This window comes from Pyxidicoccus fallax (genome assembly GCF_012933655.1).
Taxonomy (GTDB): Bacteria; Myxococcota; Myxococcia; order Myxococcales; family Myxococcaceae; genus Myxococcus; species Myxococcus fallax.
This window is the reverse complement of the sequence record NZ_JABBJJ010000006.1, coordinates 30,447-57,289: the sequence shown is the minus strand read 5'-3', so window position 1 is coordinate 57,289 and position 26,843 is coordinate 30,447. Positions and strand designations below refer to the sequence as shown.

Annotated in this window: 23 protein-coding genes; 16 read left to right on the top strand and 7 right to left on the bottom strand. The window is 70.0% G+C overall.

Annotated features, from left to right (window positions below; all coding sequences use genetic code 11):
- The first annotated feature begins 13 nt into the window (after positions 1-13).
- Positions 14-1,003 carry an AraC family transcriptional regulator gene (locus HG543_RS02200; RefSeq protein ID WP_169342958.1) on the top strand — a complete coding sequence of 330 codons (990 nt, stop codon included), beginning with the start codon at positions 14-16 and terminating at the stop codon, positions 1,001-1,003.
- Positions 1,004-1,019: 16 nt separating this feature from the next.
- Here the strand turns inward: HG543_RS02200 and HG543_RS02195 are convergent, their stop codons facing one another.
- On the bottom strand, positions 1,020-1,841 hold the full coding sequence (locus tag HG543_RS02195) for a spermidine synthase (protein ID WP_246356693.1): 822 nt from the start codon (positions 1,839-1,841) through the stop codon (positions 1,020-1,022).
- A gap of 253 nt (positions 1,842-2,094) precedes the next feature.
- Between HG543_RS02195 and HG543_RS54900 the strand changes: the two genes are divergently transcribed.
- Positions 2,095-3,597, top strand: a complete 1,503-nt coding sequence (locus tag HG543_RS54900; RefSeq protein ID WP_246356692.1) for a M61 family metallopeptidase — start codon at positions 2,095-2,097, stop codon at positions 3,595-3,597.
- Between the two features lie 17 nt (positions 3,598-3,614).
- Here the strand turns inward: HG543_RS54900 and HG543_RS02185 are convergent, their stop codons facing one another.
- Both HG543_RS02185 and HG543_RS02180 read right to left on the bottom strand, forming a co-directional pair.
- Positions 3,615-6,101: a response regulator gene (locus HG543_RS02185; RefSeq protein ID WP_169342956.1), complete on the bottom strand. Its 2,487-nt coding sequence runs from the start codon at positions 6,099-6,101 to the stop codon at positions 3,615-3,617.
- 8 nt (positions 6,102-6,109) lie between these two features.
- On the bottom strand, positions 6,110-7,240 hold the full coding sequence (locus HG543_RS02180; RefSeq protein WP_281404351.1) for a sensor histidine kinase: 1,131 nt from the start codon (positions 7,238-7,240) through the stop codon (positions 6,110-6,112).
- 305 nt (positions 7,241-7,545) lie between these two features.
- On the opposite strand from HG543_RS02180, the gene HG543_RS02175 reads away from it, so the two are divergent.
- Positions 7,546-7,965, top strand: a complete 420-nt coding sequence (locus tag HG543_RS02175) for a response regulator (protein WP_169342955.1) — start codon at positions 7,546-7,548, stop codon at positions 7,963-7,965.
- Here HG543_RS02175 and HG543_RS02170 read toward each other — a convergent pair.
- Positions 7,931-10,444 carry a PAS domain-containing sensor histidine kinase gene (locus HG543_RS02170; protein ID WP_169342954.1) on the bottom strand — a complete coding sequence of 838 codons (2,514 nt, stop codon included), beginning with the start codon at positions 10,442-10,444 and terminating at the stop codon, positions 7,931-7,933. The two genes, HG543_RS02175 and HG543_RS02170, sit on opposite strands and share 35 nt — an antisense overlap.
- Before the next feature lie 272 nt (positions 10,445-10,716).
- Here HG543_RS02170 and HG543_RS02165 point away from each other — a divergent pair, with 272 nt between their 5' ends.
- Complete coding sequence (locus HG543_RS02165; RefSeq protein ID WP_211193671.1) at positions 10,717-12,312, top strand: acyl-CoA carboxylase subunit beta; 1,596 nt, start codon at positions 10,717-10,719, stop codon at positions 12,310-12,312.
- Between the two features lie 7 nt (positions 12,313-12,319).
- Here HG543_RS02165 and HG543_RS02160 read toward each other — a convergent pair whose 3' ends face one another.
- Complete coding sequence (locus tag HG543_RS02160) at positions 12,320-13,108, bottom strand: SDR family NAD(P)-dependent oxidoreductase (RefSeq protein WP_169342952.1); 789 nt, start codon at positions 13,106-13,108, stop codon at positions 12,320-12,322.
- A gap of 339 nt (positions 13,109-13,447) precedes the next feature.
- Here HG543_RS02160 and HG543_RS02155 point away from each other — a divergent pair, with 339 nt between their 5' ends.
- Positions 13,448-14,740 carry a porin gene (locus HG543_RS02155; protein ID WP_169342951.1) on the top strand — a complete coding sequence of 431 codons (1,293 nt, stop codon included), beginning with the start codon at positions 13,448-13,450 and terminating at the stop codon, positions 14,738-14,740.
- A gap of 146 nt (positions 14,741-14,886) precedes the next feature.
- The gene (gene fdhA / locus HG543_RS02150) at positions 14,887-16,086 is read left to right on the top strand and encodes a formaldehyde dehydrogenase, glutathione-independent (RefSeq protein WP_169342950.1); all 1,200 of its coding nucleotides are present in this window, start codon (positions 14,887-14,889) and stop codon (positions 16,084-16,086) included.
- A gap of 71 nt (positions 16,087-16,157) precedes the next feature.
- Here the strand turns inward: fdhA and HG543_RS02145 are convergent, their stop codons facing one another.
- Positions 16,158-16,493 carry a dihydrofolate reductase family protein gene (locus tag HG543_RS02145; RefSeq protein ID WP_211193670.1) on the bottom strand — a complete coding sequence of 112 codons (336 nt, stop codon included), beginning with the start codon at positions 16,491-16,493 and terminating at the stop codon, positions 16,158-16,160.
- A gap of 262 nt (positions 16,494-16,755) precedes the next feature.
- On the opposite strand from HG543_RS02145, the gene HG543_RS02140 reads away from it, so the two are divergent.
- Positions 16,756-18,180 (top strand): zinc metalloprotease, encoded by a 1,425-nt coding sequence (locus HG543_RS02140; protein ID WP_169342949.1) that lies wholly within the window; start codon positions 16,756-16,758, stop codon positions 18,178-18,180.
- Between the two features lie 286 nt (positions 18,181-18,466).
- Here the strand turns inward: HG543_RS02140 and HG543_RS02135 are convergent, their stop codons facing one another.
- On the bottom strand, positions 18,467-19,168 hold the full coding sequence (locus HG543_RS02135; protein ID WP_169342948.1) for an MBL fold metallo-hydrolase: 702 nt from the start codon (positions 19,166-19,168) through the stop codon (positions 18,467-18,469).
- Between the two features lie 269 nt (positions 19,169-19,437).
- On the opposite strand from HG543_RS02135, the gene HG543_RS02130 reads away from it, so the two are divergent.
- The 9 genes from HG543_RS02130 to HG543_RS02090 all read left to right on the top strand — a co-directional run bounded on the left by HG543_RS02130 (position 19,438) and on the right by HG543_RS02090 (position 26,842).
- Entirely contained in the window at positions 19,438-19,863 is a 426-nt protein-coding gene (locus HG543_RS02130; RefSeq protein ID WP_169342947.1) for a YeeE/YedE family protein, read from the top strand.
- A 12-nt stretch (positions 19,864-19,875) separates the two neighbouring features.
- Complete coding sequence (locus tag HG543_RS02125; protein WP_169342946.1) at positions 19,876-20,337, top strand: DUF6691 family protein; 462 nt, start codon at positions 19,876-19,878, stop codon at positions 20,335-20,337.
- Positions 20,338-20,433: 96 nt separating this feature from the next.
- Positions 20,434-20,916, top strand: coding sequence for an RNA polymerase sigma factor (locus HG543_RS02120; RefSeq protein ID WP_246356691.1), 483 nt, complete (start codon positions 20,434-20,436; stop codon positions 20,914-20,916).
- Positions 20,903-21,664, top strand: coding sequence for an anti-sigma factor family protein (locus tag HG543_RS02115; RefSeq protein ID WP_169342944.1), 762 nt, complete (start codon positions 20,903-20,905; stop codon positions 21,662-21,664). The genes HG543_RS02120 and HG543_RS02115 overlap by 14 nt, the downstream gene beginning before the upstream one ends.
- Positions 21,665-21,713: 49 nt before the next feature.
- On the top strand, positions 21,714-22,940 hold the full coding sequence (locus tag HG543_RS02110) for a cytochrome c biogenesis protein CcdA (RefSeq protein ID WP_169342943.1): 1,227 nt from the start codon (positions 21,714-21,716) through the stop codon (positions 22,938-22,940).
- 140 nt (positions 22,941-23,080) lie between these two features.
- Complete coding sequence (locus HG543_RS02105; RefSeq protein WP_169342942.1) at positions 23,081-23,422, top strand: rhodanese-like domain-containing protein; 342 nt, start codon at positions 23,081-23,083, stop codon at positions 23,420-23,422.
- A 169-nt stretch (positions 23,423-23,591) separates the two neighbouring features.
- On the top strand, positions 23,592-25,208 hold the full coding sequence (locus HG543_RS02100; RefSeq protein ID WP_169342941.1) for a bifunctional metallophosphatase/5'-nucleotidase: 1,617 nt from the start codon (positions 23,592-23,594) through the stop codon (positions 25,206-25,208).
- A gap of 97 nt (positions 25,209-25,305) precedes the next feature.
- Complete coding sequence (locus HG543_RS02095) at positions 25,306-26,346, top strand: YeiH family protein (RefSeq protein ID WP_169342940.1); 1,041 nt, start codon at positions 25,306-25,308, stop codon at positions 26,344-26,346.
- A gap of 25 nt (positions 26,347-26,371) precedes the next feature.
- The gene (locus tag HG543_RS02090) at positions 26,372-26,842 is read left to right on the top strand and encodes a DsrE family protein (RefSeq protein WP_169342939.1); all 471 of its coding nucleotides are present in this window, start codon (positions 26,372-26,374) and stop codon (positions 26,840-26,842) included.
- Position 26,843: the final 1 nt, after the last annotated feature.

Sequence of the window (26,843 nt, the reverse complement as noted above, 5' to 3'; positions counted from 1 at the left end):
GCATCCTGGGGGCATGACGGACAGGCGGATGTGGACTCCGGTGGACCCGCTCGGCGAGGCGCTGCACTTCCTGCGGATGACGGGCACCTTCTATTGCCGGTCGGAGCTGACGGCACCGTGGGGGCTGGAGATGCCGGCGATGCCGGACTGCCTCTGGTTCCATGTGGTGACGGCGGGGCGGTGCTGGCTCGAATCCGGGGGCGGCGAGCCGCTCTGCCTCCAGCCGGGGGACTTCGCGCTGGTTCCGCACGGCGCGGGCCACCGGCTCTGGACGGAGCCGGGCGTGGCCACGCCGGACGTGGTCGGCCTTCCGCAGGACATGCTCAGCGAGCGGTACTCGCTGCTCCGGTACGGAGGCGGGGGCGCGGGGACGACGCTCATCTGCGGTGTCGTCCGCTTCGACCATCCCGCGGCGCATCCGCTCCTGAAGCTCCTGCCTCGCGTCATCCACCAGGACGCGGCGGACTCCGCCCACGCGGACTGGATGCAGAGCACGCTGCGGCTGATGGCGCTCGAAGCGCGGGAGCTGCGCCCGGGAGGGGAGACGGTCATCACCCGGCTGGCGGACATCCTGGTCATCCAGGCCATCCGCGCGTGGATGCAGAAGGCCCCCGCGGCGCGCACGGGCTGGCTCGGCGCGCTCCAGGATCCGCAGCTGGGCCGCGCGCTGATGCTCATCCACCGCGAGCCCGCGCGTGCGTGGACGCTCGCGTCGCTGGCGTCCGAGGCGGCGATGTCACGCTCGGCCTTCGCGGCGCGCTTCACCGAGCTCGTGGGTGAGCCCGCGATGCACTACGTCGCCCGCTGGCGGATGCACGTGGCGCTCAACTCGCTGAAGGAGGAGAAGCCGGCGCTCGGCGAGCTGGCGAGCCGCCTGGGCTACCAGTCCGAGGCCGCGTTCAGCCGCGCCTTCAAGCGCTTCATCGGCATCTCACCGGGAGCGGTGAGGCGGAACCCCGAGGCCGCGAGTGCACGCCCTCCGCTGGTGAGCGAGCGGAACTGACACGAACGCCGTGCCGTCATTTCGGGCCCGTCTTCGCGGCGGAACCCTTCCAGGGAGACTCCCGGTACTCCCGGGCCACCCGTGAGCGCAGGCTGAAGGCGACGCCCCACTCACGCGCGAGCTGCTCGGCGCGAGCGTTCAGCTCCGCGCGGGTGCGCCGCCTCGAGTCGGACAGGCCGACCAGGATTTGATTGGCGGACTCCTCCACGGTGAAGGTGTGGAGCTGGGCGAAGCTCTCCTTCCAGGTGCGAGCCATGGAGGAGTTCCACTTGCCGGGGAACCGCAGCACGTTGCCGGCCACCACGCCGCCCGGTGCCAGGCGCGCCCGGGTGGACAGGAGGAACTCCCGCGTCGCCAGGGAGGGGGGAATGCCCCGGGCCCCATAGGCGTCCAGGAGGATGACGTCATAGGAGGGCCCGGGCGTCGCCATGAAGTGCCGCGCATCCGCCACGTGGGCGTGGAGCGCCGCGTCCTCGTGGAAGTCGAAGTAGCGCCGGGCCACGTCGATGACCTCCGGGTGGAGGTCCACCGCGTCGATGTGGGCGTCGGGGACCACCGCGCGGAGGAACATGGGGAGGGCGCCGCCGCCCACGCCCACCACGAGGATGCGGCGGGGCTCCTCGACGAAGGCGAGCGCCGCCACCATGGCCCGTGTGTAGTCCGACTCCAGCCGCAGCGGGAAGCCCGGCCACACCACGCTCTGGGATGCGCCCAGCCAGCCGAACTGGAGGAAGCGCCGGCCCTCTTCGTCCTCGCTGACGATGAGCAGCCCTCCCGCCGACGGCTGCACGTGCAGCACCTTGCGAGGGTGCTCCATCGCGCGAGACACGCGCGCCATGGCCACCACGGCGCGCCGGGCCCGGCCTTCCGGTGGAGGGCTCCCCCGGTTCAGTCGCGGCCAGCAGGTGAGGGGAGGGCGCCAGGGAACGCTGCTCAGTCCCGGGCCTCCCTGGCGCATCCACATCACCCCGCGAGCATACGGGGAATGCGGGCGCGGAGGGGGAGTGTCCTCGACCGGGAGTGCCATGGCCGACGCACGAGCGCCGGGAATGGATTGACGGGCCACGTGGGCCCTCGGAGAAAGTAGGGCCATGCCTCGTCCTCCTCGGCGCGCCTGGCTCATCGTGCTCGCAGTCGTGCTCACGTCCTGCGCGGCGTCTCATCCCGCGCGGACTCCAACTCCCGAGGGCGCGCGGCTGAAGTACCTGCTCCGCGTGTCTCCCAGTGACGTGCGTGTCGAGCTGGATGTAAGGGCCCCACCGGGAGACCGGATTCCCTTCCAGGTGACGGGCACGCTGGGCGCCGGGCGCGACTTCCGCATCGTCTCCGAGGTGACCGCTCGGGACGGAAGCGGCGCCTCCGTCGCGCTCACCACGCCACGTCCCCACCACTGGGAGGCGCAGGTGCCTCCAGATGGGCGGCTGCGGTTGTCCTACGTTGTGCGGACCGATGAGGAGGCCCACGGCCTGCGCCTCGGAGAACCCGGGGGCGGAGAGATGCCGAAGCGCGACGAGCGCCACGTGTTCCTCCCGGGAGCCCTGGTCTTCGTCGCGCCCACCGACCTTCAATCCGTGCGCGGCCCCATTCCGGTGGAGTGGGAGCTGCCCACGGGCTGGGAGCCGCTCACGCCCTTCGGAGCGGAGGCCCCTGACCTGACGGCCCTGCTCGACAACTACCTCGCGGCGGGCCGATTCAGTCGCGCGATGGTGCAGGCGCGGGGAGGACCGCGGCTCGACGTGGCGTGGTTCGGTGAGGGAGACGTCGCGCGCTCCCAGGTGCCGGCGCTGCTCACGCGCGTGTTCGACGCCGCCGTGACACTGATGGGAGGCCGGGCGCCCACGCCGGGCTACGTCGTCATGCTGAGGCCTGACTTCCCCTCGGGAATGGCGCAGGGCACGCCCCGGGAAGGGTCCATCCAGGTCCACCTGCCTCGTGATGTTCCGCTGGAACGCGTCCACCAGACGCCGGTGCTCGCGCGCATCCTCGCTCACGAATACCTGCACACGTGGGGGCGCGAGCGCGGAGAGGACCTCCGCTCATCGGAGGCACCGGAGGCGGGCGGTGAGATGCGCTGGTTCGGGGAGGGCTTCATCCACTACCTCTCACACCTCGTCCTGCTCCGGAGTGGAGAGCTGGACCTGCCGGGCTTCCTCGCCGCGCTGGGCCGGGAGCTGGCCGCGGTGAAGCAGAACCCCTGGTACGGCAGGTCCTCGCTGACCGAGGCCAGCGAGCGCTTCTTCGAGGACGGCGACGCGCGCGCCCTGTCCTATGGCGGAGGGATGCTGGTGGCCTTCCTCTGCGACCTGGAGCTGAGGTCCCGGGGGCAGGGCCCGCTGGAGCGCTTCCTCGATGGGGTTCCTCCAGGCAAGCCCCTGACGCGACAGGCGCAGTGGCTGGAGGTCTGGGCGAGGAAGACGGGGAGCCCGGAGCCGGTGGCCACGTGGCTGCGCGCCCGCGCGCCGTTGCCATTCGAGGAGGCGCTCACCCGCGCGGGCGGCACGCTGATGGAGAAGGAGCGCCGGGGCCACGACGCGAGAAGGGAGTACGTCATCCAGGCCGCCGAGCAGAGCCTCCTCGGCGAGCTGATGCGGTGACCCGCCCCCGGCGGCCTTCAGCCGGGAGGCAGGCGGCCGGTGAGCGAGGCGAGCACCCTGACGAGCTCCGAGGGCTCGATGGGCTTGGGCAGGTGCGACTGAAAGCCCGCGAGCAGCGCCCGGGCACGGTCGTCCATGCGCGTGAAGGCCGTCACGGCGATGGCGGGACTCTGTCCTCCCTGGGCCGGAGGCAGGGCGCGCAGCCGCCGGATGAACGAGTACCCATCCTCGCCCGGCATGCCCACGTCGGAGACGACGGCGTCGGGGCGGAAGCGCTGGACCTGCTCCATCCCCTCGGCGGCGCTGGCGGCGGTGACGACCTGGGCTCCGCACGTCTCCAGCACCGTGGTCAGGAACTCCCGGGCGTCGGGCGCGTCATCCACCACGAGCACATTCAACCCACGCAGCTCCGGCATCCCCGTGAAGCTCTTGCCGCCGTCGAGGGTGGATGGGGAGACGGACGTCCTGCCGTGCTCCGGGAACGCCGTGACCAGCGGGAGCGTGACGGTGAAGCGCGCCCCGCGCCCCTCGCCCTCGCTGTGGGCCTGGATGGTCCCCCCGTGCAGCTCGGTGATGTGCCGGACGATGGAAAGCCCCAAACCCAGGCCGCCATGCTTGCGCACGAGCCCGCTCTCGAACTGGCGGAAGCGCTCGAACACGTAGGGGAGGAAGTCCGGGGGGATGCCCTGGCCGGTGTCCTCCACCTCGATGGCGACACCCGTCCCGGCCCGCCGCAGCCGCGCGCTGACCCGGCCTCCCCTGGGCGTGAACTTGATGGCGTTGGTCAGCAGGTTCCACACGACCTGCTGGAGCCGGTCGGGGTCTCCGCTGATGAGGTCCGCGCCCGCGTCCAGCTCACCGTAGAGCTGCACTCCCTTGGCCTCCGCCGTGGGGCGCACCGAGTCCAGGGCGGCCTCGACGACGCCGAGGGGCGACACCGGGCGCACGTCCAGCCGGACCTTGCCGGCGATGATGCGGGAGACGTCGAGCAGGTCCTCGATGAGCTGCGTCTGCACCTGCGCGTTGCGCTCCACCGTCTCGAGCGCCCGCGCCTGCTTCTCTGGCGACAGCTGCCCCGACCGGAGCATCCGCGTCCACCCGAGGATGGCGGTCAGCGGCGTGCGCAACTCATGGGAGAGGGTGGCGAGGAACTCGTCCTTGGCGCGGTTGGCCTGCTCGGCGCGCTGGTGCTCCTCCTTCGCCACCTCGAACAGCCGGGCATTGTCGAGGGCGATCTCCACCCGGCGCCCCAGCTCCTGGACGAGCTCCAGGTCCCGCTGGGTGTAGCTCCGACTGGTACCGGTGACACAGACCCGCAGCGCGCCGAAGACGCGGCGCTGCGCTCGCAGCGGCACCATCACCCACGAGCGGGGCACGATGCGCTCCAGCGGCCCCAGGGGGGTGTCCTCGCCCACGACTTGCCGCACCAGCGCCTCGACGGAGTCGGCCACCAGCTCCGGCTCGCCCGTGCGCAGCACCCGGGGGTAGCTGAAGGGCAGGTCGGCGGGCAGGGGATGGCGGCGGTGCAGCTCCCGCACCAGCGGCGTCAACGAGGGGTCGGCGTGGGCCAGCATCGCCGGCTCGGGGCGCGTTCCGTCCTCCTGGAGGAGGTAGATGGCGCACCAGTCTCCCAGCCGGGGGACGATGAGCCCCGCGAGCCGCTCCAGCGTGGCCGCCCTGTCCAGCGAGGCGGTAAGCTGCGTGCTCGCCTCCGCCAGGAAGCTCAGCGCCTCCGTCGCGCGCTTCTGGTCGTCGATGTCGGTGCAGGTGCCGAGCCACTGGATGATACGGCCGTGCGGGTTGCGCAGCGGCATGGCGCGGATGAGGTGCCAGCGCCACGCGCCGTCCGTGTGGCGCCGCATCCGGCTCGACGACTCGAAGGGCTGCCCGTTCTGGAGCACCGCGTCCCACTGCCGGAGGCTCTCGGCGAGGTCTTCCGGGTGGCAGATGGCCTTCCACCCCTCCGTCACCGTCTCCCCCCACGTCAGCCCGGTGTACTCGCTCCAGCGCCGGTTGACGTAGTCGCACGTGCCGTCCGGCCGGGCCGAGAAGACGAGGAGGGGCAGGGCCTCGGCGAGCGTCCGGTGCTGCTGCTGCGCCAGGTGGAGCCGCAGCGTCTGCCGCACGCTCTGATCCAGCAGCTCCGCCGTCAGCTGTGCCTTGGCGATGTAGTCGGCGGCCCCCGCCTTCATCAGCTCGACGGCCGTGTGCTCATCGCCCTGCCCGGTGAGCATGATGATGGGCGTGCCGATGCCCCGCCTCGCGACCTCGCGCAGGACCCACAGCCCGTCGTGGCCCGGCATCCGGAAGTCCAGGAGCACGACGTCGAAGGCCTGCGCCCGGAGCATCCCGATGGCCTCGGCCCCGTCGAACGCCTCGACCACCTCCGCGGTGAGGCCGCTGGCGCGCACGACCCGCTGCACGCCCATCCGGTCGATCTCGTCATCATCGACCAGGAGGATGCGGAGGCTGTCGCTCATGTCACCGGAGGGCTGGGAGGGCATGTGCGGGCTCATGGCCAGGTGAAGTGGAACGTCGCGCCCGCGCCCTCGGAGGACTCCACCCAGGCGCGGCCTCCCCGGCTCTCCACGAGCTTGCGCACCACCGCGAGCCCGATGCCGGTGTTCTCCACCTTGTCGCGAGCCTCCAGCGTCTGGAAGACGCCCCAGATCTTCTCGTGGAACCCGGCCGCGATGCCCGGCCCGTTGTCCGCCACGCTGAAGGCGTGGCGTGCGTCGCCGTCCTCGCGCACGCCGATGCGCACGTGCACATCCTCTCGGCGCGCATGCTTCAGGGCATTGCCGACGAGGTGCCGGAAGACCTGCTCCAGCGGAAGGCGCTCGGTGACGAGCACGGGCATCCCCGGGGCGACATCCAGCCGGGCGGAGGCGGGGAGCGGGAGCACCCGCCGCACCCCCTCCAGGAGCTGGCCCACGTCCACCCGCTCGAGCCGGTGACGCACCCGGCCCGCGCGGCTGTACTCGAGGAGCCCGTCGATGAGGGCCTCCATCCGGCGCACCCGTCCCCGCAGCAGCTCCATCTGCCGGCGGGACTCGCCGCCCAGGGAAGGCCCCAGGTCCTCCTCCATCCACTGCGACAGGTTGGCGATGCCGCGCAGCGGCGCCTTGAGGTCGTGGCTGGTCGCGTAGGCGAACTGGTCCAGCTCGGCGCGCGTGCGCTCCAGCGCTTGGAAGAGCCGTGCACGCGCGTCCTCCGTCCGCGTCAGCTCCGTCTGGTCGGTGTGCACGCCCACCCATTCCTGGACGACACCCCGCGCGTCGGAGACCGGCACGGCGCGCACGAGCATGTCGCGGTACTCGCCGTCCCGGCGCCGCAGCCGGTGGCGCGCCTGGAAGCGGCTCCCGCTGGCCAGGCTCTCCCGCCAGCGCTGGCGCGTCGCCTCCCGGTCATCCGGGTGCACCGCCTGGAGCCAGCCCTCATCCTGGAGCTCCGCGTCCGTTTGTCCGGTGAAGGCACACCACGCGGGCTGCGGTGGAGCCAGCGCGCCCGAGGAAGTGGCCAGCCAGGTGAGCTGCGCGGTGGCCTCCATCAAGGCTTGGAAGCGCGCCTCGCCACGTTCCAGGACTCCGTCCGACCCGGTTTCCGTGCTGCGCCTGGCCTGGGACTTCGGGGTGTCTGGCATGGAGGGAGACGTCACGAGGCGCTGCGACACGGCCCGAGGAGGGAGCCACCCGTGGCAATACCGTCCCCACGTGACGGTCCTCAAGCCGCGAGCCCGGCTCTGTCCATTACATGTCGTTGGAGCCCTAAGTGAATGACCGGCGGGCCCCTGTCATTTCCAGGAGCGGGCTGCCATGCGAGGCCACGCCACCCTTCCCGAGCGGGAGCCCGGTCGGGCAGGCGATGTCCGGCGGAAAACAGGCGGTGGCTCGTGAGCGGTGTTAGGGCGACCGAGGCCCGAAGTCTCGCCTGGAGTCGACCCACCGCATGTCCCCCGACAAGACGCTGCACATCCTGCTCATCGAGGACGACGAGGTGGACGTGATGAACGTCCGCCGCGCCTTCCAGAAGAACCACATCGCCAACCCCCTGTATGTCGCGGGCAATGGCCTGGAAGGGCTGGAGATGCTTCGCAACGGCCAGGTGCCGGAGGGCCGCCGGCTGGTGTTGCTCGACCTCAACCTGCCGAAGATGAACGGCATCGAGTTCCTGCGCGCCGTGCGCGCGGACCCCGCGCTCAGCGCCACCTCGGTGGTGGTGCTCACCACCTCGGCCAACGAGCGCGACAAGGTGGAGGCCTACAAGCTCAACGTCGCCGGCTACCTCCTCAAGCCCGTCACCTTCGTCAACTTCGTGGAGGTGATGGCCACCCTCAACAAGTACTGGACGCTGGTGGAGATGCCGTAGTCGCGTCCGGATTCTTGGGCCAGGTGAAGTGGAAGGTCGCGCCCTCGCCGGGTGTGGACTCCACCCAGGTCCGGCCCCCGCGGGTCTCGACAATCTTCTTCACGACGGACAGCCCGATGCCGGTGCCCTCGATGGTGTCCCGGCTCTCCAGCGTCTGGAAGATGCCCCAGATGCGCTCGTGGTACTCGGGAGCGATGCCCGCGCCATTGTCGGTGACGGCGAACGCATGGGCGTCCCCGGTGTCCTTCCAGCCCAGCGTGATGCGCGGGTCCGGCCGGCTCAGGCTCGTGAACTTGATGGCATTGTTGAGCAGGTTCATGAACACCTGCTGCAGCTTCACGCGCTCGGCGAGCACCGTGGGCATGCCCGGCTGGACTTCGACGCTCACACTCGGGGCGGGGGCGAGCATCTCCAGCACCTCCCGGACGAGCGTGGCGGTGTCCACGGACACCATCGCGTCGCGCGTCTTGCCCGCGCGCGAGTAGTCGAGGATGCCCTCGATGAGGGCCTCCATCCGGTGCACGCGGACATGCAGCAGGCGGAGGTACTCGCGGGTCTCCGGGGTGAGGCGGGTGTCCAGCTCCTCTTCCAACCACCCCGCGAGATTGGCGATGCCACGCAGCGGCGCCTTGAGGTCGTGCGAGGCCACGTAGGCGAACTGGTCCAGCTCGCGGTTCGACTGCTCCAGCGCATGGGTGAGCCGCACCAGGTCTCGGGCCCGTTCCTCCGCCTGCTGCCGGGAGTGCACCATGTCGGTGACCTCCACCGCGTGGGTCATCACGCCGAAGGCCTCTCCGTTCTCGTCGACGAGCGGCTGGTAGACGAAGTTGAAGTACGCCTCGTCCAGCCGGCCGAAGCGCTGGACGCGCACCGGGACCTCGTTGCCGATGTAGGGCTCCTTCGTGGCGAGCACCTGGTCATACAGCTCGAAGAGGCCCTGGCCGGCCAGGTCCGGGAAGGCCTCGGGGAGCGTCTTCCCGACGAGGGGCCGGTGGCCGGTGATCTCCTCGTACCCCTTGTTGGCGGACTGGATGACGTGCGTCGGCCCGCGGCACACCATGACCGCGGCGGGGGTCTGCATGAACACGTGGGCCAGCCGGTTGCGCTCCAGCTCGAGCTGCTGCTGGAGGCGATGCTGCTCGGTGATGTCTCGGAGGGTGAGCACCACGCCGAGCAGGGTACCGCCCTCGCCATGGACCGGGACGGCGCTGCCCAGCAGGCGCAGCTTGCGGCCCGTGGGGTGGTGCAGGAGCCACTCCTCGTTGATGACGCGCTCCCCTCGGAGCGCCCGCGCCACCGGCAGCTCCGCGGGAGGAAGCGGGGTGCCGTCGAGCCGCTCCTGGTGGATGCGGCTCTGCGTGGCGTCGAGCGACCCTCCCTCCCGCAGGCCGGGGTAGAGGCTGCGGGCCAGCTCGTTGAGGAGGGTGATGCGGCCGGTCGGGTCGAACGTCAGCACCGCGTCGGCGATGTGGCCCAGCATGGCGGCCCGCTCGGCGGCGAGCGCCTCGGTGCGCCTGCGGGCCAGCACCTGGGCAGTGGTCTCGACCGCGTGCACCATGATGCCGAACACGCTCCCGTCCGCCTCGCGGAGCGGCTGATAGACGAAGTCGAGGTAGTGCTCCTCCAGGACTCCATCGCCATGGCGGTCCAGCATCACCCGGGCATCGTGCGCCACGAAGGGGGCGCCCGTGTTCCGCACCTTGTCGAGCAGCTCCGGGAAGCCCTGGCTCACGGCCTCGGGTCGGGCCTCCCGGACGGGCCTGCCGAGCACCTCGCGGCCGCCGATCAGCGCCTTGTAGGAGGCGTTGGCCACCTTGAAGACATGGTCCGGTCCTTCCAGCACGGCGATGATGGCCGGCGCCTGCATGAAGACCTCATGGAGGCGCTCTCGCTCGGCCTTCGCCTCGGCCAACGCGCGGTCACGCTCGCGCCGCGCCCGGACCTCCTGCGTTACGTCGACGATGGTGACGAAGACGCCGCCGACGTTGCCCGACTCGTCGCGGACGGGGTGGTAGTTGAGCGTGAGGTAGAACTCCTCGGGGTATCCGTGCGGCGCCAGCGGGTACAGCCGCTCCTCGAAGAGGATCGACTCGCCATCGAAGACGCGGGGGTAGATGGCCTCGTTGATGTGCCAGACCTCGGGCCAGCACTCGCGGTTGCCCTGCCCGAGGCCCGAGGGGTGCTTGCTCCCCATCAGCAGCCGGTAGGCATCGTTGTAGATCTGGAAGAGCTCCGGCCCCCAGAGGACGATCATCGGGAACCGGGAGCTGAGCACGATGCTCACCGCCGTCTTGAGGCTCTGCGGCCAGTGCTCGACGGGGCCCAGGGGGTGCGTGCTCCAGTCCTTCGCGCGGCACAGCGCGCCGACCTCGCCCCCTCCCACGAAGACCTCGGCGGCCCGATTGGCTCCTCGGGCCTTCGCGGGTGACACCGCGTTCTCCGCCACGACAGCGCTCGACTTCCCTGAGACCTGGCTCATGCTTCGGTCCTTACTACCCGGGCGCGGACGGGATTCCCCAGCCTCCGATGTCTCCACGGCTCCGGGCGATGTTGAGTGTTCAACCCGGCGCCACGGGGGCGGAGGGTGGCGTGTGGCAGGGCTCCCGGGACGAGGGCCCGCCCGAAGGCCGGGACGGACAGGCGCTCCGGGGGAGCGCTCGTGGAGTGCGGGTGGGCGCACGCACTGCTCGTGGCGGTCGCCGTGGCGCCATCCTGGTGCCTGCTCGGCGGGCGGGGCATCATCCCGCGCCCATGAGCGATACGCATGACGACGGCCGGGCGTCATCCCCGGCCGCCATCCGCCCCGAACTCGCGGAGCTTCGCGAGCGACTCACGGCAACCTCCGACGCCGGTCGCCCGGAGGCGGTGGCGCGGCGGCGCAAGACGGGACAGCGCACGGCCCGGGAGAACCTCGCGGACCTCGTCGACCCGGGGACCTTCGTCGAGTACGGAGGGCTCGCGCTCGCGGCGCAGCGGTCGACGCGCTCGATGGAGGACCTCATCCGCGCCAGCCCCGCGGACGGCATCATCTGCGGGCTCGGCACCATCAACCGCGCCCTCTTCGATGAAGAGCGGGCGCGGGCCATGGTGCTCGCGTACGACTACACCGTGTTCGCCGGCACGCAGGGGCTGGTGGGCCACGCGAAGCTGGACCGCATGCTGGCGCTCGCGGCGCAGTGGCGCGTGCCGGTGGTGCTCTTCGCCGAGGGCGGTGGCGGCCGGCCCAACGACACGGACACGCACACCGTGTCGGGACTCGACACGCCCAGCTTCCTGGCCTTCGCCTCGCTCTCCGGGCTCGTGCCGCGCGTGGGCATCGTCTCCGGGCGCTGCTTCGCGGGGAACGCGGCGCTGCTGGGGTGCTGCGACGTCATCATCGCCACGGACGACAGCAACATCGGCATGGGCGGCCCGGCGATGATTCAAGGCGGCGGCCTGGGTACCTTCGCCCCGGAGGAGATTGGCCCCGCGGACGTACAGACGCGCAACGGTGTCATCGACGTGCGCGTGCGCGACGAGGCCGAGGCGGTGGCCGTCGCGAAGAAGTACCTGGCCTACTTCCAGGGCGCCACGGCGCCGGGGCCCTGCGCGGACCAGGAGACGCTGCGCACGGTGCTCCCCGAGAACCGCCGCCGCGCGTACAAGATCCGCCCCATCATCGAGACGCTGGCGGACACCGGCTCCGTGCTGGAGCTGCGCCGCGACTTCGGGCGGAGCCTGGTGACGGCGTTGGTGCGAATCGAAGGCCAGCCGCTCGGGCTCATCGCGAACGACACGTTCCACCTGGGCGGCGCCATCGACGCGAACGCCGCCGACAAGGCCGCGCGCTTCTTCCAGCTCTGTGACGCCTTTGGACTGCCCATCGTGTCGCTGTGCGACACGCCCGGGTTCATGGTGGGCCCGCAGGCCGAGACGACCGCGCTCGTGCGCCACGTGTCCCGGATGTTCGTGGGCGCGGCGAGCCTCTCCGTCCCGTTCTTCAGCGTGGTGCTGCGGCGGGGCTACGGGCTCGGCGCGCAGGCCATGGCCGGCGGGCACTTCCACGCGCCGGTGTTCAACGTGTCCTGGCCCACGGGCGAGTTCGGCGGGATGAACCTGGAGGGCGCCGTGCGCATCGGCATGCGCAAGCAGCTCGAGGCCATCGAGGACCCGGAGCAGCGGGAGGAGATGGCGAAGGCGATGATTGCCGAGGCGCACCAGCGGGGCAGGGCCATCAACATGGCCTCGCTGCTGGAGCTGGACGCGGTCATCGACCCCGCGGAGACGCGCGCGTGGATTCTCCGCGGGCTGCGCTCCGTCCCCCGCCCGGTGCGCGAGGGACGGCGCCGGTACATCGATACGTGGTGAGGCGCGGCTAGAACACGCTGCGCACGAGGCCGCCGTCCACGCGGAGGGCGGCGCCGTTGATGGCGGAGGCGCGCGGGCTGCTCACGTAGGCGACGAGGTCCGCGACCTCCTTCGGGTCGATGAGCCGCTCGATGAGGGAGGTGGGGCGGTTCTCCCGCATGAAGCGCCGCTCCGCCTCCTCCAGGGGCAGGCCGGGGAAGAGGTCCTGGACGAGCTTCGCGACGCCCTCGGTGCGCGTCGAGCCGGGCATGACGGTGTTGACGGTGACGGCGGTGCCCTTGGTCAGCTCGGCGAGGCTGCGGGACACGGACAGCTGCATCGTCTTGGTCGCGCTGTAGTGGGCCATCTCGGGAGACGGGCTGATGGCGGCCTCGCTGGCGATGAAGATGACGCGGCCGGTCTTCTTCACGAGCATGCCCTTGAGGTAGTGGCGGGCGAGGCGCACGCCGCTGAGGATGTTGACCTCGAACAGGCGCTGCCAGGCCTCGTCCGTCTCGTCGAAGAAGCCCACGGCCTCGTAGATGCCGAGGTTGTTGACGAGGATGTCCACCTCGGGGAACTGGCGGAGGGTCTCCGCGGCGCCCTCGGCGGTGCCGTTGTCGGTGGCCAGCTTCTCCAGCTTCGCGTCGGGCACGCGGCCACGGATGTCGGCGATGGCCGAGTCCACGCTGGCGGCGGTGCGGCCGTTGACGATGACCCGGGCGCCCTCCTGGGCGAGGGCGGTGGCGATCTCCTTGCCGATGCCACCGGTGGAGGCGGTGACGAGGGCGAGCTTGTTTTCGAGATAGAGGTTCATGGTGGGGCTCCCTAATGGAGAGGAGCGCCCGGCGCAGCAGCGTCTTGCGTGTTGCGTCAACGGCGGTTAACAATGTCAGCGACTTCCTGGCTTGTCTGCTCAACATGTCTCCCGTTCACGCCAACACGCCAGGTTGCTCCCACCCCTCCGGCCTTGAAGGGCTTGCGTGGCACGTCGGTGCCCGCGCCTTCGGTCGGGCGTGTCGGTGTTGTTGTTGTCGCGCGTGCTGAGCGCCCCGCGGTCCCATTCCCTCAGCGGCTCTCTGTCGTTCTCCTGCGCTGACCGGTTCGTCCGGTAGCGTGTGCCGTGCACTTCACGTCTGACCTGACGTCCCCAGCCATGTCCAATCCAGCCCCTCGTGTGTCCACGAAGGTCGTCCTCCTCGTGTCGCTCTGGCTCTCCACGGGAGCGTGGGCGCAGTCCGCGCCCGCGGAGCCGGCTCCCGCCTCGCCGGCCCCTCCGGACTCGGGAGTCCCCTCCGAGCCCAAGCCGAAGCCGCCTCCCTCGCCGGGAGTCACCATCACCGCCGCGCCCGGCAAGGGCTTCACCGTGGCGTCGGAGGACGGGAAGTACTCCGCCACCATCCGGGGCCGCTTCCAGATGCGCGAGACGGTGACGGGGCAGGGCGTGGAAGGCGCGGACCGGCGGTGGACGCAGGAGCAGCAGATCCGCACGGTGCGGCTCTTCCTCCAGGGCCACGTGCTGAATCCAGACCTCAAGTACACGCTGCAGCTCGCGTTCGGAGGCAATGACTTCGAGGCCGGCTCGTCGAGCCCGCTGTTCGACGTGTGGGTCGAGTACACGGCGCTGCGGGATTTGAACCTCCGCGTGGGCCAGTTCTTCGTGCCGTTCGACCGCGCGCGCACCATCCGCGAGTCGGGTTTGCAGTTCGTGGACCGGCCGCTCATCATCGGCGAGCTGACGCTGGACCGGGACATGGGGCTGATGCTGTCGTCGAACGACTTCCTCGGGAAGGACGGGGTGCTCAGCTACAACCTGGGGTTCTTCGGCGGCGAGGGGCGCAACCGCTTCGGGGCTTCGACGCCGGGGCTGCTCTACGTGGCGCGCTTCGCGGTGCGACCGTTCGGCGCCTTCGATGACGACGTGGAGGGAGACCTGCAGCGGCTGCCGAAGCCCCGGCTGATGGTGGGCGTGGCGGGGGCGTACAACCAGAAGACGAACCGGCAGCGCAGCACCACGGGCACCACGTTCGTGATTGGCACCTTCGACTACGCCCACGCGGCCGTGGACACGGTGTTCAAGTACAACGGCCTCTCCGTGCTCGCGGAGGCGCTGTACCGGGATGGATCGCCGAACTTCCGCGATGGCACGGTGAATGGGCAGCCAGCGCGCGAGTGGTCCCGCTCGGGCTGGGGGTACCTGGTGCAGGCGGGCTACATGCTCACGTCGAAGCTGGAGGCCACGGGGCGGTTCGACCTGCAGAAGGTGCGCTCGGACAGCGACCCGGCGCTCATCGCGCAGGTGGAGACGGCGGGACGGGAGGTGGGCGTGGGCCTGAATGCCTACCTGAACGGGCACGCCTTCAAGATTCAGGGCGACTACGCGTACCAGTTCGGACGGACGGGGCCCACGCGGCATCTCGTGCGGCTGCAGCTCGACGCGTCGTTCTGAGGTCGCCGCGTCTGGGCCCACGGGGAGGGGCGGACAGCCCGCGCTGCCCCGGGGCCCCTCCTCGTCGCGGGAGCAGCGGAGCCGGGCTGTCCCGCGTGCCGGGTGCGCCAGGGGTCGCCAGCATCCTCCTCAGGAGGAGTGCGTCCATGGCCAGCAATCGTGGCGTCGTCTATCTCGGTCCCGGCAAGGTGGAGGTCCGCTCCATCGACTATCCGAAGATGGTGAACCCGCAGGGGAAGCCCATCGAGCACGGGGTCATCCTGAAGGTGGTCACCACCAACATCTGTGGCTCGGACCAGCACATGGTGCGGGGGCGCACCACGGCACCCACGGGGCTGGTGCTGGGGCACGAAATCACCGGCGAGGTCATCGAGAAGGGCAAGGACGTCGAGTACCTCAACATCGGTGACCTGGTGACGGTGCCCTTCAACGTCGCCTGTGGCCGCTGTCGCACGTGCCGCGAGCAGCAGACGGGTGTGTGCCTCAACGTCAACTCGGCGCGGGCCGGAGGGGCGTTCGGCTACGTGGACATGGGCGGCTGGACAGGAGGCCAGGCTGAGTACGTGCTGGTGCCGTACGCGGACTTCAACCTCATCCGCTTTCCGAACAAGGAGAAGGCGCTGGAGAAGATCCAGGACCTGACCATGTTGTCGGACATCCTCCCGACGGGCTTCCACGGCGCGGTGTGCGCGGGCGTCGGGGTGGGGTCCTCGGTCTACGTCGCCGGAGCGGGACCGGTAGGGCTCGCGGCGGCGGCCTCGGCGCAGCTGCTGGGCGCGGCGGTGGTGATGATTGGGGACATGAACCCGGAGCGACTGCGCCACGCGAAGTCGGTGGGCTTCGAGCCCATCGACCTGACGAAGAGCGACAAGCTGGAGGAGCTGATTGAGGCGGTGGTCGGCGTGCCGGAGGTGGACTGCTCGGTGGACGCGGTGGGCTTCGAAGCACGTGGCCATGGCGCGCAGCACGTGACGGAGGCGCCGGCGACGGTGCTCAACTCGTTGATGGCGATTACGCGACCGGGTGGGGCGATTGGAATCCCCGGGCTGTACGTCACCGAGGACCCGGGAGCGAAGGAGGAGGGCGCGAAGCAGGGGAACCTGCGCATGCGCTTCGGATTGGGCTGGGCGAAGTCGCACCGGCTCTACACGGGGCAGACGCCGGTGCTGCGCTACAACCGCCAGCTCATGATGGCCATCCTCCATGGCCGGCTGCCCATCGCGAAGATCGTCAACGCCACCGTCATCTCGCTCGACGAGGCGCCGCGCGGGTACCACGAGTTCGACACGGGCGTGGCCCGGAAGTTCGTCCTCGACCCGCATGGGATGGTGAAGAAGGCGGCGTAGCGTGGAAGCCCCTCCAATGGCGCGCGGGCGATTGCTGGCGCGAGATCAAGCGGGGACGTAGGTCAATCTGATCACGTCCTTGCCGAATCCTTCAGCCGACGCACGAGCGCCTCCAGACCCTCTTGCACCCATGTGGCGTTGGGGCCGACCGACTTCAACGAGCGTGAAACGACCCATTTCGGCTGCTTTCGCCACGCGATCGCGAAGTCGCGTTCCGCCGCGCCCCACGAGGGCTCATCTTCGTCCCAGTACCGCATCACCTCGTGCATGCGACGACCGTAGACGCTACCGGCCACGCCGCTCACACGCTCGATGAAATGACGATATAGCTGGGGATCCGGCGCGAAGGCCCCGTGGTCGACATACCCGTCGAGGGACGGGTTCATTCCAAAGATGGGTTTCGCCACGCTGCAAACCTGTATTCCGGGCACCAGCGCGTCCGACGTAACACGCGTAACACGCATGGCAAGAGGGCGGCGCTCCGGTTTCCCGAGACATCGCCATCTAATCCAGATTTGAGCCTCGGCGTGTCATCAGGTTGGCTTGGCGGATTTTTTCAGCTCAGCAATTCATATCGCCCTGCGGGACAGCAAGTCTTCACTTGGCTGTTCTTGCATATCGTGTTACCAATTCACTCGTAGTGCAACAAACATCACAGAAAGTCCGTCAATGAAGAACTCCTTGAGTGACAACGGGGTAACCCGGTTTCTTTTTCTGATTTCCTCGCTTCTCGTGGCTTGTGAGCCCGCGACCCAGCGCGTCGTGGACAGGGAAGTCGTGGCCGTGGGCTCACAGGGCGAGGCGCTCTATGGAAAGACTGGCAGTTACTGGCCCGCGGATGCCAATGGTTTCACTGTCATTCCCGTTTGCTGGACCACGGCCAACAACAACTCGGAGAAGACGTGGGTGAGGCAGACTGTCGAGGAACAGTGGGACAATAACAGCAGTGTCCGTTTCACGGGCTGGGGTGACTGTGACGGGAATACTCCCGTGAATGCGGTCCGCATCGAGGTGGATGACTCGAACCCGAGATCCTTCGTCGGCGTGACGAGTGACAACCCCAGCATGTATCTCAACTTCACCTTCGCCAACTGGAGCACGTCTTGTAATGACGCTGTTGATGACGCATGGGCGCCAGGAGATGATCGCGAGTATTGCATCCGCGTCGTCGCCTTGCACGAGTTTGGCCACGCCCTGGGCTTCTACCACGAGCAGGACAATCCGGGAAATACACCCAATACTCCGGGCTATTGCAACAACACCATCGTGCAGCAGACCGATGGCCAGGTCATCACCCAGTACGATCCCGACTCGTCCATGAGCTACTGTGCCCAGTGGAATCGGAAGACCTTGAGCAGCCTGGATGTCGAGGGTTTGCGAAAGACCTACGGGGTGTCTCCCGTCGAGTTCCGGTATCAGTACTCTCCCTTCCCCGCCGCGTGCACCCTGGTCAACGAGCCGAACGATAACAACCACGGCTGGGCCGACAACTACCTCTGCACCGCGGGTTCCGAGGGAGTGACCTGGCACAATTCGGGACTTCCCCCCCTGCTCACGAAGCGCTGCACCCAGATTACCGAGGTCCTCGATCTCAATGGCTGGCTCGACAACTACATCTGCGTGCCCACCTATAGCCCCCTGCAGTTCACCTATTCCTCGCTGGGCCCGATCGCAGGGATGCGCTGCACGTCGTGGAATGAGCCGGCCGATCCCAACAACTGGGAAAACAACTACCTGTGCTACACGCAAAAGCTCGCCTTCTCCCCCGCGGGGAAGATCCTGGGTACCCACTGCGCCGAACTCAACGAGCCGAACGACCCGAATGGCTGGAAGGACAACTTCCTGTGCTCCGATCAGGCCGAAGGCCTGGCTTTCAGCGCCACGGGGCCCATCACTGGCAAGCGGTGCACGCTCGTGGACGAGCCCAACGACTCCGCCCACGGCTGGGGTAATAACTACATCTGTGTGTCCACCACCAGCACGCTTCAATTCCAGTGGTCCAACACGGGCCCCATCCCCAACAAGACCTGCGTCGCGTGGAACGAGCCCTTGGATTCCGCGAACGGCTGGAGCGACAACTACCTCTGCTATTGAAGCAGGCCGGGCACGGGCACCTGCTCAGCGAGGTGCCCGTCCCCCTGCCAGACTTCCCGGTGGTCCGGGAAGTGGGAGCCGCCGGTGCCTGGCGGGACATGGAAGCCGCCGGGTGCGAGACCGGGGAACTCGGGCCGCTCGCGTCCGTGAGCGGGTTGACCCTGTGGGGCCCCCTCTCCAGAGGGACGCCACGACCTCCTGGCGGTCCGCGCGAACGTGCGCAGCCCAGTCGGAGGCTCCTCCTCGAATCTCGAAGGACTTCAACGTGTGTGCCAGGGCAGGGCGCTCAGGCTCCCTGCGGTGACGGCACCACGTGTCCGCAGTCGCGGTTGGCGGGGACGGCGAGGTCAATCTTCCTGGGCCTGGGCAGGTTGAGGTTCGCCATGATGTGGATGAACTCCTCCCGGCTCCTACCGGAGAGGCGCGGGTTGTGGCGCTTCTCCTCGGCGATGCTCGTCGCGGTGCGGCCCTTGTAGTCGTGGCCGGGGTAGACGAGCGTCGAGTCCGTCAAGCTGAAGAGGACGCGGGTAATGGAGTCATGGAGCTGGGCCGCGTTGCCGTTCTGGAAGTCGGTGCGGCCGTTGCCGCGCACGAGCAGGGCGTCCCCGGTGAAGACGCGGTCGCCGAGAAGGTAGCTGACGCTGTCGTCCGTGTGTCCCGGGGTGGCGAGCACCTGGAAGACGAGCTGGCCGATGCGAACCTCGTCCCCGTGGCGCACCTGGATGTTGGCACAGGCGGCGCCTCCCACCCCTCCCACCACCTTGCACTGCGTACGCTCGCGCAGCACGCCCGAGGCCGTGACGTGGTCGGCGTGCACGTGGGTGTCGAAGACGTGGGTGAGCGTGAGGTCCAGCTCGCTCACCAGTTGCAGGTCGCGGTCGACCTGCTCCAGCACCGGGTCGATGAGGACGGCCTGGCGCGTGGCCTCGTCACCGATGAGGTAGGTGTACGTCGAGGACTCGGAATCGAAAAGCTGGCGGAAAATCATGTCGAAACCTCCTGCCCATGAGAGCCGGAGGGCCGAAAAAAGGATTCAGGGCCTTCCGCCTCGCACCTGGCGCATCACGAACGAGCAGGGGAGCAGGGGCCCGCCGCCTTGTCCCAGGGGCTTCGCGGGCTGAGGGCACGGCCCGGGAACTCGAGACGGGGCCGGTCGTGTCTGTCCGCCGTGAATCCTCTGGAGCACTCCGTGGCTCTCACGCTTCGCCCTGTGCTGAGCGGGCGAATCCTCCTCCTGGAATCTGGCTCTAGACGAACATGACTTCTTCCATTCTCCCGCCTCTCCTGGGCGGGGCGCTCATCGGACTGAGTGCCTCGTTTCTCCTGCTGGCCAATGGCCGGGTGGCCGGCATCAGCGGTGTCGTGGGTTCGCTGCTGGCGCCCGTCCGCGGCGACGTCGCCTGGCGCGTGCTCTTCTTCGGCGGGCTGCTCGCCGGCGGCATGCTGCTCGCGTGGCTGCGCCCCGAGTCCTTCGCGGCCCCGGCGTCCCTGGGTTCGGGCGGAGCGGCCCTGTTGGTGGTGGCAGGCCTGCTGGTGGGTCTCGGCTCGCGGCTGGGCAACGGCTGCACCAGTGGGCATGGCGTCTGCGGCATCAGCCGGGGCTCGGCCCGCTCCATCGCGGCCACGCTCACCTTCATGGCCGCCGGTGTCCTCACCGTCTTCCTGGTCCGCCACGTCTTCTAGAGAGGGCTCCCCATGCGTTCCAACCTCAGCGCGTTTCTCAGCGGCCTCCTCTTCGCCATCGGCCTGGGCATCAGCGGCATGACGAACCCGGCCAACGTCATCGGCTTCCTCGACATCGCCGGTGACTGGGATGACCGGCTCGCCTTCGTGATGGGCGGCGCCATCGCCGTGCACGCGGCGCTGCGGCCCCTCATCCACAAGCGCGAGCGGCCCCTGTTCGCCCCGAAGTTCCCCTCCCTCTCCGCCAGCGGGGTGGACCGCAAGCTCCTCGTGGGCGCGGGCCTCTTTGGCGTAGGGTGGGGGCTCGGCGGCTACTGCCCCGGTCCCGCGCTCACCTCGCTCGCCACCGGCGCGACGCAGTTGCTTGTCTTCGTGCCCGCCATGTTCGCCGGCATGTACCTCGCCCAGGTGCTGCAAGCGCGACCGAGCGCGAGCGTGGGGACTCCGAACCTGGGCCCGACGCCTGCTCCCTAGCCCCCTGGCGTTCCGCTCCGGGAACTTTTCGCCGCCATCGCCGTGTCTTGGGGAAACGTGAACGCCCGAGCCTTCATCGAACGTGCCCTGGAGCACTTGCCAGCTCTCCGACGGATGGGCCGCCGGCTGACGGGCAGCACCGCCGAGGCGGATGACCTCGTGCAGGAGACGGTGGCGCGCGCGCTGGAGCGGCGCGACGAGCTGCGCGACCCGGAGCGGCTCAAAGGATGGCTGCTCGCCGTGCAGCGCACCGTCTTCCTCAACTCTCGCCGGGGCCTGCGCCCCCGGCTGGAGGTGCTGGAGGGCGGTCTGGGGAAGGAGGGCGCCGCCGAGCCTTCCGCGGACCTGGAGGCGGAACTGCACGCCCATACGCTCAGCTCGAGCATGAAGGCGGCGCTGGAGTCGCTGGCCCCCGAGTGGCGTGACGCGCTGTGGCTGCGTGAAGTCGAAGAGCTGAGCTACGAGGAGATCGCCCAGGTGCAGGGGTGCCCGGTGGGCACCGTGCGCTCGCGCCTCGCGCGGGCCCGGGTGGCGATGCTCGACTTCCTCGAGAAGGAGAAGGCACATGGAAGCCTGTAGCCCGGAGTGGCAGGAGCGTCTCTCCGCGTGGTTCGACGGAGAGGTCCAGGCTCACGAGGGGCAGGCCGTGGAGCAGCACCTGTCGCGATGCGTGGGCTGTGCCCGGGAGGCGGCCCGCTATGCCTCGCTCGGCGAGTCGCTGAAGGCCCAGGCCGCCACGGAGACGCACGTGCCGCCCGAGCTGACGGAGCGTGTCTCCCGGCTGGCTCCGCGCGCCCGCCCCATCTTCCGGCGGCGGCGGTGGACGGCGGGGCTGGCCGCGGCGCTCGCGTCCGTGGGCGTCCTCTGGGCGTCGTGGCCGAGCGGCATGAATGACGCGCTGGCCATGGACCTCGAGCGGCATCACCTCAAGGCCTTCTCGCGCACCGCTCCCTGCGAGTTCGAGTCCTCGGACCCGGCCGCGGTGAAGGCGTGGGTGGAGCGGGAGGTGGGCTATGCGGTGCAGGTGCCGGTGGTGCCCGGCGCGACGCTGCTGGGTGCCCGCCGCTGCCGGTTGCATGGCCAGCTCTCCGCCTCGCTGCTGTACCGGCACGAGGGAGGCAAGGCGATGACGCTCTTCCTGCCGCCGCCGGGCTCGACCGCGGCGCGAGAGGCGGCGAGCTTCGCCAGAGAGGAGACGCGCTGCACGCAGGGGCCTGTCGGTGAGCGCATCTGCGTGGCGCCGCGTGGGGGCGGGCAGGCCGCGCTGGCCGTCTCCGAGCTGGAGACGTCGGTGCTCGTCGACGCCCTGGCCCGTCTGAGTCCTTGATGGCGCTCGGCCGGGAACTTTCGAGGTTCCGGGTCGTGTCCCCGGGGGTATGAGTTTCGGCCTCCCCGGCATCTTCCTCGCGGGCCTGCTGACGTTCCTGTCGCCCTGCGTCCTTCCGCTCGTCCCGCTCTACCTGTCCTTCCTCGCGGGCGTGTCCCTGACGCAGCTGCGGGAGGCGGGCAGGGGTGTGCGGCGGCCGTGGGGCGTGGCGCTGGCGTTCTCGCTGGGGCTCGGCACCGTGTTCGTCGCGCTCGGGATGGCGGCCACCGCCGTGGGTGGAGCGCTCTCGGAGTACCGGAGCGGGCTCCTCCAGTTCGGCGGGCTCGCGCTCTTCCTGCTGGGACTCAAGCAGCTCGGGCTCATCCGGATTCCCTGGCTGGATGGGGAGGCGCGGCCCCTGCTCGGGCGGGTGCGGCGCGGTGGCAGCCTCGTGGGCGGCTTCCTCTTCGGGGCCGCCTTCGCGCTGGGGTGGACGCCGTGCATCGGGCCGGTGCTCGGCGCGGTGCTCACCTATACCGCCTCCTCCACGTCGGAGCCCGCCATGGGAGCGCTCTACCTCGGCACCTATGCGGCGGGCCTGTCCGTTCCGCTGCTGCTCGTGGCCGCCGCCGCACCGCTGGCGCTGAGGTGGATGGAGCGGGCGAAGCGGCACCTGCGCAAGGTTGAGGTGGCCACGGGCGTGCTGCTCGCCGGGCTGGGTGTGCTGCTCTTCACCGACTCGCTGGGGATGCTCGTGCCGTCGCCGGAGGCGGTGGATGTTCCCGCCGCCGTGGCGGAGGTCAACGGCCCGTCCTCGCCCGCCACCTCGACAGCCTCATCGGAGGCGGCGTGTACCTCCGAAGGGGGAGGAGAGGGCGCGTGCGCGCTCCCGGAGGCGGGCTTCGTCCCGGCCACCGGCGGCCCCTCCGTGCTGGAGCGGCTCAAGCGCCCGACGATGGTGGAGTTCGTGAGCCACAGCTGCCCCGTGTGCCAGCGGATGGAGCCCGTGGTGGCCCTGGCCGAGCAGCATTGCGCGGGAGAGGGCGTCGACGTCCTTCGCCTCGATGTCGGGACGCCCGAGGGACGGCAGGCCGCCGCCCGCCACGGCATCCGCGGCGTTCCCACGTTCCTCTTCCTGGACGGCGCTGGCCAGGAGGTGGCGCGCCGCGTGGGTGAGCAGTCCCTGACGTCGCTCCGCGAGGGGCTCGAGTCCATCGCGGGAACCCGCTGTGCCGGGCTCCTCCCTTCGGGTGCTTCGGGTTTTCCGTCAGCGAGCGACGGTGGCGCGGGCTCCTGAGCTCCGCTTCGAGCCGGAGAGGAGACATGGCGGCCATGCACCGATGCCGCTGAATCCTCTGTCCGTCCTCGCGGCTCTCACCCGGCGGTACCTCTTCCTCCGGCGGCCCGTGGGCCTCCGGAATCCAATGGAGCCGCGCCATGAAGGCCGTCCTCGTCGTCTCAGCCCTGTCTGTCGGTCTGTTCCTCGTCTCCTGCACGCGCCAGCAGTCGGTTGGGGCCGAGGCCCACCAGCGGATGGCGGCAGGCGCCATGCTGGTGGATGTCCGCACTCCGGAGGAGTTCGCCGCCGGGCACCTGCCAGGTGCGTTGAACATCCCCGTGGATGAGCTGCCCCGGCGGTTCTCCGAGCTCGGCTCGCCGGACAAGCCCCTCATCGTTTACTGCCGCAGTGGCGCGCGCAGCAGCCGGGCCGAGCGCCTCCTGAAGGAGCGTGGCTTCCAGGACGTCTTCAACCTCGGCCCCATGTCGGCCTGGGAGTGACGGACCACCCGCCGCGTCCGCACCTCGCCCGCGAGCACGAGGACTGGCCAGGCGGGCGCAAGCCCCGCGCCGCGCGCTGCTGACGCGGCCGCTCGTGGCCGCGCACGGGAACTCGACGCGGTCCTGCTCGTGTCCTCTCTGCTGTCCCTCTCACTCAAGGTGCTCCACGATGATGCGTCTCCTCGCCCTGCTCGGCGCGCTGTTCGCGCTGGGCGGCCTGGGCTCAGGCTGTACCCCGCCGCGACCGGGTTCCATCATCCCGCTGGACGCCAGCGCTCCCGCGCCCCAGCGCAAGCAGCTCACGGTTCTCTACGTGGCGGACCTGCACGCGCAGTTGCGCGCCCATCCCGAGCTGTTCTGGCACGAGGGGAAGGAGCGCATCGAAGAGGCCGGCGGCTTCGCCCGCGTGGCCGCCGCCATCCAGCGGATTCGCGCCGAGCGCGGCGGTGACGTGCTCGTGCTCGATGCCGGAGACACCCTTCAGGGCTCGGGCGCGGCGGCGCTCACCGAGGGCGGCGCCCTCATCGATCCGCTCAACGCGCTCGGGCTGGATGCCGCGGTGCCCGGCAACTGGGAGGTGGTGTACGGCCCCAAGGTGCTGCGCCAGCGCGCCCGCGAGCTGAAGCACCCGCTCTTCGCCGCCAACCTGCGCGACGCGGCGAGCGGGGAGCGGCTCTTCCCGCCGTACTTCACGAAGGAGGTGGGCGGGGTGAAGGTGGCCGTCGTCGGCTTCACGGACCCGGACGTCCCGCGCCGCCAGCCTCCCGGCTACAGCCAGGGCCTGCGCTACGACGGCCCGGAGGCGCTGCCGGCGCTCGTGAAGGAGGTGCGCGAGCGCGAGGGCGCCCAGGTGGTGCTGCTGATGACGCACGTGGGGCTCGCCAAGGCGGTGGGGCTCGCCGCCAGGGTGCCCGGGGTGGACGTCCACCTGTCCAGCGACACGCACGAGCGCACCTACGCGCCGATTGAGGCGGCCGGCACCTGGGTGGTGGAGCCCGGCGCCTTCGGCTCCTTCCTCGGCCGGCTGGACTTGTGGGTGGAGGAGGGCAGGGTGGTGGACCGCCGCTGGGAGCTCATCGAGCTGACCGCCTCGCGCTTCCCGGAGGACCCGAGGGTGGCCCGGCTGGTGGACGCCGCGCTCGCTCCGCACGACGCGAAGCTGGCCGCGCGGGTGGGGCACACGGATGTGACGCTCGCGCGCTATGCGGTGGTGGAGAACCCGCTCGACAACGTGCTGGCCGACGCCATCCGCGCCGCGGGAGGGACCGAGATTGGCCTCTCCAACGGCTTCCGTTTCGGCACGCCGCTGCTGCCCGGGCCGGTGCGCGAGGCGGACCTGTGGAACTTCTTCCCCATCGTCAACAAGCTGAAGACGGGCAGGGTAAGCGGCCGCCAGCTGCGCGCCTTCTGGGAGCAGGAACTGGAGAACGTCTTCGCGAAGGACCCGGAGAAGCGCTTTGGTGGATGGCTGCCGCGCCCCTCGGGAATGACGCTGCGCTTCCGGGCCGACGCGCCCAAGGGCCAGCGCCTCCTGGCTTTGGAGGTCGGCGACAATCTGGTGGAGGACGACCGCCTCTACACCGTGACGGCCTGCGAGCGTGAGGGCGATGCCCCCGACATGGTGTGCCGGATTCCCGGCGTCCAGGAACCGCGCGTCCTGGACGTGGATGCGCACGAGGCGGTGCGCCGCTTCCTCGCCAGCAAGCCGCGGCTGACCGATGCGCTGCAAGGGCGCGCCGTGGGCGAGGACCTCCCGCCCGTGCTGCGCACCCAGCAGGTGCGGTGAGCCTCGTTCCACCCAACCCGAACCGGAGGAGCGCCAGGACGGCGTACGCGTCACCCGAGCCCGTCCGTGCCCTCCCGGATGAATACGAGAACACGAAATGACCGCACCTCTCGCCGCACCTTCCACCACCACCGCACCGCCTCCGGGGGGCGTCTGGCGCCGGCGCCTGCCGGGCCTGGGGCTCGCCGCCGGGCTGGCGGTGGCCAGCTACTGGCTCGCCACGCTGCCCGGTCTCAAGGTGGTGGGGCCGCTCACGGTGGCCCTGCTCATCGGCATCGCGCTGCGCTCCGCCATGGGGCTGCCCGGCATGCTGACGGAGGGCACGCGCTACTCGGCACGCACGGTGCTGCGGCTGGGCATCGTGCTGATGGGGGCGCGGCTCGACTTCGGCCTGGTGGCGAAGGTGGGCCCGCGCGTGCTGCTGCTCGCCCTGGCCGTCATCGTCGGCGGCATTCTCGGCATCCGCTGGGTGACGAAGCGCTTCGGGGTGCCGGAGAAGCTGGGCACGCTGCTGGCCGTGGGCACCTCCATCTGCGGCGCCAGCGCCGTGGTGGCCGCCAGCTCCGTCACCCGGGCCGAGGAGGAGGACACCACGCTGGCGGTGGGCCTATGCGGAATCCTCGGCACGGTGGGCGTGCTCTTCTACGTCTTCGTCGGACCGCTGCTGGGGCTGAGCACGGCGCAGCTCGCCATCCTCTCGGGCGCGACGCTGCACGAGGTGGCGCAGGTGATGGCCGCGGCCTTCTCCTGGGGCACCTCCGCGGGAGACCTGGGCACGCTGGTGAAGCTCACCCGCGTGGTGCTGCTGGCCCCCGCGCTCGTCGTGCTGGGACTCGCCTCCGGCGCGGGCGGGAAGGTGCGTTACTCATGGAAGGAGCCGCCCATCCCCTGGTTCGTGATGGGCTTCCTCTCAGTGGGCGTGCTGGGCTCGGTGGGCGTGCTGCCCGCCGTCGCCAAGGCCGGGCTCTCCACCGCCAGCGTCTTCCTCATGGTGATGGCCATGGCGGCCATGGGGCTGGGCACCCACCTGAACATGGTTCGCCGAGCGGGCATGCGCGTCGTCTACGCGGGCCTCGCCGGCTTCGCGGCCCTGGCGCTGTCGGCCTGGGGCCTCATCCAGATGCTGTCCATCCAGTAACGACTCTCACCGTGGAGTTCCTCGAATGAATCGCAACCTGCTGCTCGTCCTCGCCACACTCGTCATCGCCCCTGTCGCCGCCATCGCCGCGGCGCCCTCCCAGGCGCCCCAGGCCACCGAGAAGAAGGTCCCCGCGCGCCAGGGCAAGCTCGTCTTCGTCGCCACCACGGGCCTGGAGGACATCGGCACGCTCTCCAGCGCCTTCCGGCACGCGAAGGCGGCCAAGGAGTCCGGTTACCTCTCGGACGTCGTGTGGCTGACCTATGGCCGCGCGGTGGTGTCGCTGGACCCGACGGTGAAGGCCGTGCCAGAGGCGGTCCGCAAGGAGGCCCAGGCCGCGAAGGCCGCTGGCGTGCGGCTGGTGGCCTGCGGTAGCGCGCTCCAGAAGTTCGACATCGACCCGAAGAAACTCCAGTCCCAGGCGGAGGTGGTGGACAACGGCGTGGCGGAGCTCTCGCGCCTGGTGGCCGAGGGCTATCAGGTCATCCGCTACTAGG